The following is a 7,325-nucleotide window of genomic DNA, read 5'->3' on the forward strand; positions in this document are numbered from 1 at the left end:
CTCAGCGCCTTCGACTTATTTTATCGGTATACTTATCGGCTTTAATACATAACCAGGGTACTGCTCAATACTGAATGTTAACGGCTGCTTGTAATCTGCTGCTGGAATTCGATAAACATAGGTCACTTTATCTTCATTTGAATTCCACTGCACCCCGCGGCTATCTGAAATAGGATAGGATACACCAGCACCGTCCTTGAAGGTGCCGCCGTGCGGAAATAATGTATATCCCGGCTTCTTATCAATCTCATCCTGACTTAGCAAATCAAACTTCACTTCATACTCACCATTAAGCAGCTCTTTGCTGGCTAATAGAAGCCTATTATTCGGTGATGATATAGTTTCTATTTTATCCGTATCCACCGTGATGCTTAAATTGTTTTCCGACACATACAAACCGTCCGCAATTAAAGTTAACTTTTTGGGCTTAACGAAATAGCTGCTCTTAAAGTGACGGGTAATTGATGTATTAGAATCGCCAAACGCAGAATTCGACTCATATCGCCTGCCTTTCTCATCGACAAGCGCTATATTTATAAAACCATTTGCGTGTTTGTCATTAGTTGCATCTGCTTCAATTGTCACAGCTATTTGAAGCGGTGTTATGACAGCATTTTTCACTGTAAAACGTTGTCCTCCGATCTCAACCTTTTGCTCGATCGAGATTTCTTCGCGCATCCCCTCGAATCTTTTATGCTCAATCGGAAACTCAACCTTTAGCCACTGACCGCCAAGCAATAAGCTGAATTGCAGGCTTTCCGGCATTTTAGAACCTTCGCCCATTAGTATATCTAAATATTGATGGACAGGAACGCTTGAACCCTCGGCATCGTCATTCGGATAATGCGATGAACCAATGGAAGCGACCAAATCTTTGCCATCACTCGTTTTTAATTTATAATCCAGAAATCCTGTATTGCCGTTAATTCCTGGTCCCTCTACCGTATACAGAATAGCCATACGCTGATCATCGGCTATAATTCCATCAATCGTAAAAATGTAGCCGTTTTTCTCGTCCGAGAGCTTTATAGGCTGTATGAAATCATTTTCCATTGCTGTAAACAAGGACTTATCTCCCTGAATTAACTCAACAAACCCGCTGAAACCCGGAATTTCCTTCACAATAGAAGCAAACACAGGAGATACGCGAACGAACGCGGTTAGAAGCAGGATTACACTTAGCCCTGCAGCAAACATGCTCACACTCCATCTTTTTCTGTTTCTACGTATGGATCGCTTCCGCCCCTGCTCAATCCCACTTCGTATTGCTGCATCAAGCGCCAGCTCCGGCATCACAACAAGCTCCTGATTCACATGTTCCATGTCACTTCGCAGCGCCTGATTGGCTTGCCTGAACGGCGTCTCCTTGGCCTCGCCCATTTCGTATCTCCTCCTTCATATGTGCCATATCTGCTCTTAGTCCTTTTAATGCTTTGTTCAGCCACGTTCTAATAGTCCCATCAGGCTTCTCCAATAGCTCAGCAATTTCCGTAATCGTCATATCTCGATAATATTTGAGTGTTATCACCATACGATAGTTAACCGGAAGCAGCTGAATCTGCGCAGCCATATCAAGACGTGCTGCTGTCTCATCACACTCAACTGTCAATTCCCTCACATCATATTTCTCGGCTATCGAATCGGTAGGACGCTCCCTCGTTTGCTTCTTCTTAGCATCCATACACACACGGATCAAAATACGAATGGCCCACGTTGTAAAAAATTTCGGCTCCCTTAATGTGTGCTTTTTCGTCCATATCCGGCAAACCGTTTCTTGTATAGCCTCTAATGCATCCGACTCATTTCGCATATATGAATAAGCAATCCCATACATTTGATGCTTATCTAGATCAATACGCTGCAGCAGCGCCGTTTCATCGCCCCGTATAGCCGCTTGAGCCCACTCATCCTTATTCATGCCTCTTCCCTCCTGCCCAGGCTGCCTCTCATTTCTTATACATTATTAATCTTGTTTTATATTAGACAGCCGAAGCATGGATACGGTTTTGTGTGACTCCAATTTATTTAATCGCAACAGTCAATTCGACAAAAGCGCCCTCTATTTTTAAATAAAAAAAAGAACGATCGGATAATCCGACCGTTCTTCTTCCATACTATTTATTAAGCTTCGAAAATGTTAAGTTCTGTCGTTTTGTCGAACAAGTGTACTTTGTTCATGTCAAGCGCAAGCTTAACAGTTGTGCCATCACGTAGTCCAGAGCGGCCGTCAACACGAGCGATAACTGTGTCAGTGCCGATACCGTTTAGGTACAAGTACATCTCGTGACCAAGGTTCTCAGCAACCTCAACATTTGCGTTCACGATTGTTTGTGGGGATGCTTCCAAGAATACTGGCTCTTCGTGAAGATCCTCTGGACGAATGCCAAGAATCACTTCTTTGCCGATGTAACCTTTCGAGCGAAGCGATGCTGCTTTGCCTTCTGGAACAACTACATCAACGCCGCTTGCTTTGAAGCGAAGCGCGCCGCCTTGCTCTGTAAGCGAACCGCTGATAAAGTTCATCGATGGAGCGCCGATAAAGCCAGCTACGAAGATGTTAACCGGGTGGTTATACAGTTCTTCTGGTGAAGCTGTTTGTTGAATGAAACCGTCTTTCATAACAACGATACGGTCACCCATTGTCATTGCCTCGATTTGGTCATGCGTTACATAGATAGTTGTTGTTTCAAGACGTTTTGTAAGCTTGCTGATTTCAGCGCGCATTTGTCCACGAAGTTTCGCGTCCAAGTTGGAAAGCGGCTCATCCATCAAGAATACTTGCGGCTCACGAACGATTGCGCGTCCTAGAGCGACACGTTGACGTTGACCACCGGAAAGTGCTTTTGGTTTACGGTCAAGCAAATGCTCAATATCTAGAATTTTAGCAGCTTCACGAACACGTTTGTCGATGTCTGCTTTTTTGAATTTACGAAGTTTAAGGCCGAAAGCCATGTTTTGGTAAACGTTCATGTGCGGGTACAACGCGTAGGATTGGAATACCATCGCGATGTCGCGGTCTTTAGGAGCAACATCGTTCACAAGGCGGTCGCCGATGAACAATTTGCCTTCGGAAATTTCTTCAAGGCCTGCAATCATACGAAGAGTTGTCGATTTACCGCAACCAGATGGTCCGACCAATACGAGAAACTCTTTGTCTTTAATATCTAAGTTAACGTCAGTAACCGATGCTTTGTCAGTACCCGGGTATTTTTTGTAAATGCCTTCTAAACGTACGCCTGCCATGATAATTTTCCCCCTAGAAAGAAATTTCGTTATGCCTATATCTTATCCCACTGGGGAGCTTGTGACTATGCACATACTTTACAAAAAAACTAATTTCTTTTCGTAACTTTGTACAATAGTAATATAATTTTGACTAGTACGGCATCCCTAAACTGACGAACATCTAAACCAGTCTCTTGTTTAAGCTTGTCTAAACGATATAATAATGTATTTCTATGAATGTATAATTTCTTCGCTGTCTCACTAACATTGCAATCAAGCGTAAAAAATGTTTCCAATGTACTCAGCATTTCTGATTCAACGAATAGATCCGCTCTTTTTAACGACTGCTCCAAATATCTCGCACGATGGACTTCAGGAATTGCATTCAACAAACGTTCCAACTGAAGCATCCACGGCAAATAAATATTTGTTCCTACATGGAATTTTCGGCCGAGATTAATCGTCTCCCGCAGCAGCATCGTCGTCTCAATCATACCTTTTGCTGGCGATGAAGGATGAGCTACTGCGATGTGGCATTCACCAATCCACTCACTGGCGAGCATCTCATGCAATCCAAGCCCAATCGAAGCTAGACTATCCTCAATCGTCTCTTCCTCCTGCTCATCGAAAGCATCGGAATCCTCATCTCTCAGCAAGGACATCGAACCCCATATGAGCCATTCCTGGCTCTTGAGCGGAATAAGCAAGACATCGTCGGACATAAATGAACGCAAAAGTTTTTCTAATTCAGAATAGGTTGCATGCTTCGTGCCTGACTGCTCTGTAACGAGTAAGAAAGGTATCATTTCATTAAATAAGCGACTGCCAACGGTTAAATGATCAGGTAAGGAATATGCGGGCTCATCCGATTCCAACTGCTTCTGAATCCAATCTCCAAGCTTAAGCGCTTGCCTCTCTGATTCAGAGAGCGCCGCATTCTTTTTCTCCATTAAATGTCCGCGGTTAAGCTGCAAAGTCCAGCTTATCAATTCCTTCTCTGTTGCCTGAAGCGATGGACAATCGATTTCTAATAAATCCACTTCATATTCCGCAGATGAAATGACAATCCACGTTTTTTCGTCTTTTTCTACGCGTTGGCCCTCTATAGGAGAAGATCCTATATGATCGCCTAACCACACCACATCAGCATTGCTAATTAAATCGTTCCACTCCGCTATAGATTTCGAAACAGCATGTACCGGACAGTTCAAAATGTGCTTCAGCGGCTTCAACCAGTCTGTCGTGCTCATTTCTCTATCTCCAATCTCCACAAGCATTTGCGGCTGCGTGCTTCCTCCTATGGGAGGACACCTATTGCGATTAGCAGCTCTTTATAAGCGGATTAATAAGTAAAAAAGTTTATTCGCACCTTAATGTGGAATAACGCTTTTTCCCGTCATTGTACCACAAGAGCTTGCTTAATTCAGCCTATTACCAGTAAAAGAATGATTGACAAGAGCGCGAATAACGCAGCAATTAAATATAGAAACGAAACCGTTTGAACCTGGCTCAGTCCCCATTTCATCAAAAGATGATGCGTATGCAGCTTGTCCGMATGATGCAAGCCTTTACCGCTTATAAGCCTGCGCAGCATGACATAAGCCGTGTCAAATATAGGCAATCCAAGCGCCAGTAATGGAACTAGTAAGGTAATGAATGTTGCTTTCTTAAACGCTCCATCAACAGCAATTACAGCAAGAGTAAAGCCTAGGAAGGTCGCTCCTGCGTCACCCATAAATATTCTTGCTGGATAAAAATTATGAACCAAAAACCCAAAGCATGCTCCGGCTACAATAATGGCAAGAATAGCGGTGCTTGGCTGTCCTTTAACGAGCGCCACCGTCAATAGCGTAAGTGCTGACAGCGTGCATACCCCTGAAGCCAGCCCATCTACGCCATCAATAAAGTTGATCATATTGATTAGCGCGAAAACCCATAGCATCGTTGTCAACCACGATACCCAATCTGGAAATGAAATAAACAAATGTGTAAACGGATTGGTGATACCCGCAATTTTGATGTGAAATAAGCTTGGGATTGACGCAGCACCCATATAGAGAATGACACGCGGCCATATCGGAAAATCTTTCCCTTTTGCCTTTGACGCATCATCAAGAAGTCCAATAATTACGAGCACTGTTCCACCCATAACTATGGTCCAAGTGAGCGGAGTGAATCCGATAAAAATAAACATCGTAACGATGCAGCCAACAAAAATAGCCGCGCCACCCATGAGAGGGATCGGCTTATTATGTATTTTTCTATGATTAGGACGATCGACAAAACCAAGTCGCAGCGCAAATACACGAAGCGGTGGTACGCTTGCAAATACGATCGCGAAGCTAATTAAAACCGCTAATCCGTATACCATTGCAACTACCCCTTTTTCTATTTCATTCCTATATGTATACATTGTTCCCTTATATCGATAAAATACAAGAAACAAATCAAACCTGTTTGACCAAATAACATCTGCCATGGTACTATCTATTCAAAGTTTACTTATCGGATTAATGTAATTTTATTTCCTACTATTTATTTGAAAAAGAGGAGTGCACCCATGTCCAAGATTGTAATTATTTCAGGCAGTCCAAATGCATCATCTCGTTTAAACGGCATAACACAGTACGTAGAGCAGCAATTGATAACAAAAAGTCTTTCGGTTAATACGATAACCGTGGTTTCTTTGCCAGCCGAAGATCTAATTCACGCTCGTTTTGGCAGCCCTGCTATTATAGAAGCCAATCAGCTTGTTGAGAATGCGGATGCTGTTATTATTGCAAGCCCAGTTTACAAAGCATCTTATACTGGCGTTCTAAAAACGTTTCTAGATCTACTGCCGCAGAAAGGTCTTGATGGTAAAATCATTGCTCCTCTGTTTATCGGCGGCACCATCGCTCACCTACTCTCTATTGACTATTCCCTCAAGCCGGTACTCGCATCCATGGGCGCGAAATTATATGTAAGCGGAGTGTACGCCGTTGATTCCCAAATCGAGCGTTCACAAGAGCCAAATGAAGCTCCAGTATTTGAATTAAATGATGAACTTAAACTTCGTCTAAACGAAACGGTAAACGAGCTTGCTTATGAATTGAATCTACGGAGTAAAAACTAAGATTCATTCATTATTTAGTTTTAACTATGCAAAAAAAGAGTTTGCCCATCATTAAGTTGAGCAAACTCTTTTTTATTTCGATTAAAATCAAACAAAAAAACCGTAGATCTTAGGATCTACGGTTGTATAGGTGTGTTTAGAAAAAATGGTGAGCCATGTAGGATTCGAACCTACGACACCCTGATTAAAAGTCAGGTGCTCTACCAACTGAGCTAATGGCTCTTGCTGTAAAAGAAATGGTGGAGGATGATGGATTCGAACCACCGAACTCAGAGAGAGCAGATTTACAGTCTGCCGTGTTTAGCCACTTCACTAATCCTCCATACTATTACTTATTTCTCGTCGCAACGAAAAATAAAGTGGTGGCTCGGGACGGAATCGAACCGCCGACACGAGGATTTTCAGTCCTCTGCTCTACCGACTGAGCTACCGAGCCTTACTTTAAAGAAAAATGGCGGAGCTGACGGGATTCGAACCCGCGGTCTCCTGCGTGACAGGCAGGCATGTTGGGCCACTACACCACAGCTCCAAATGGATCCGGTCATAAAACCGAATAAGTACATATGGTGGAGGATGACGGGATCGAACCGCCGACCCTCTGCTTGTAAGGCAGATGCTCTCCCAGCTGAGCTAATCCTCCAGATGTTACGATAAAAAAGTTAATGGTAGCGGCGAAGGGGATCGAACCCCCGACCTCACGGGTATGAACCGTACGCTCTAGCCAGCTGAGCTACACCGCCACGCTTGTCCCCCGAATAGTTGTCGATTGCAGCGTTCGGGGACGCTTGCAAAGTCAGAACATTACGCCCTGAAAACTGGATACGAAAGATTAGGCTTGCTGAAGCCTTTATGCTGCTGTCTACTGGATGTATGGGTCACAGTAAACGTGTTTAGGATAAGCCCTCGACCGATTAGTATTCGTCAGCTACACACATTGCTGTGCTTCCACCCCGAACCTATCAACCTCGTCGTCTTCAAGGGGTCT

General features: G+C 43.6%; 6 protein-coding genes, 6 tRNA genes and 1 rRNA gene. 1 reads left to right on the forward strand and 12 read right to left on the reverse strand.

Annotation, left to right across the window (positions count from 1 at the left end; genetic code table 11):
* Window positions 1–15: 15 nt before the first annotated feature.
* From AB4Z45_RS27915 to AB4Z45_RS27935, 5 genes are all read right to left on the reverse strand, one after another.
* Window positions 16–1,380, reverse strand: coding sequence for a DUF4179 domain-containing protein (locus AB4Z45_RS27915; RefSeq protein WP_441912720.1), 1,365 nt, complete (start codon window positions 1,378–1,380; stop codon window positions 16–18).
* Window positions 1,325–1,918 (reverse strand): sigma-70 family RNA polymerase sigma factor, encoded by a 594-nt coding sequence (locus AB4Z45_RS27920; protein WP_441912721.1) that lies wholly within the window; start codon window positions 1,916–1,918, stop codon window positions 1,325–1,327. Before AB4Z45_RS27920 ends, AB4Z45_RS27915 begins: the two co-directional genes overlap by 56 nt.
* A gap of 203 nt (window positions 1,919–2,121) precedes the next feature.
* Window positions 2,122–3,243, reverse strand: a complete 1,122-nt coding sequence (locus AB4Z45_RS27925; RefSeq protein WP_076270765.1) for an ABC transporter ATP-binding protein — start codon at window positions 3,241–3,243, stop codon at window positions 2,122–2,124.
* 89 nt (window positions 3,244–3,332) lie between these two features.
* The gene (locus AB4Z45_RS27930; protein ID WP_076270774.1) at window positions 3,333–4,475 is read right to left on the reverse strand and encodes a PucR family transcriptional regulator; all 1,143 of its coding nucleotides are present in this window, start codon (window positions 4,473–4,475) and stop codon (window positions 3,333–3,335) included.
* A gap of 173 nt (window positions 4,476–4,648) precedes the next feature.
* Window positions 4,649–5,596, reverse strand: a complete 948-nt coding sequence (locus tag AB4Z45_RS27935; RefSeq protein WP_441912722.1) for a glycosyltransferase family 4 protein — start codon at window positions 5,594–5,596, stop codon at window positions 4,649–4,651.
* A 189-nt stretch (window positions 5,597–5,785) separates the two neighbouring features.
* On the opposite strand from AB4Z45_RS27935, the gene ssuE reads away from it, so the two are divergent.
* Window positions 5,786–6,340 (forward strand): NADPH-dependent FMN reductase, encoded by a 555-nt coding sequence (ssuE, locus tag AB4Z45_RS27940; RefSeq protein ID WP_441912723.1) that lies wholly within the window; start codon window positions 5,786–5,788, stop codon window positions 6,338–6,340.
* Between the two features lie 146 nt (window positions 6,341–6,486).
* Here ssuE and AB4Z45_RS27945 read toward each other — a convergent pair.
* The 7 genes from AB4Z45_RS27945 to AB4Z45_RS27975 all read right to left on the reverse strand — a co-directional run.
* Window positions 6,487–6,562, reverse strand: a tRNA-Lys gene (locus tag AB4Z45_RS27945).
* 15 nt (window positions 6,563–6,577) lie between these two features.
* Window positions 6,578–6,662: transfer RNA gene (locus AB4Z45_RS27950), tRNA-Tyr, on the reverse strand.
* Between the two features lie 38 nt (window positions 6,663–6,700).
* Window positions 6,701–6,776 (reverse strand) — tRNA-Phe (locus AB4Z45_RS27955).
* Between the two features lie 16 nt (window positions 6,777–6,792).
* A tRNA-Asp gene (locus tag AB4Z45_RS27960) sits at window positions 6,793–6,869 on the reverse strand.
* Window positions 6,870–6,904: 35 nt separating this feature from the next.
* Window positions 6,905–6,980 (reverse strand) — tRNA-Val (locus AB4Z45_RS27965).
* Window positions 6,981–7,003: 23 nt separating this feature from the next.
* A tRNA-Met gene (locus tag AB4Z45_RS27970) sits at window positions 7,004–7,080 on the reverse strand.
* A gap of 151 nt (window positions 7,081–7,231) precedes the next feature.
* Window positions 7,232–7,325: ribosomal RNA gene (locus tag AB4Z45_RS27975) — 23S ribosomal RNA — on the reverse strand; the annotation flags it as partial.

Source organism: Paenibacillus sp. MCAF9 (genome assembly GCF_052114265.1).
Lineage (GTDB): Bacteria > Bacillota > Bacilli > Paenibacillales > Paenibacillaceae > Pristimantibacillus.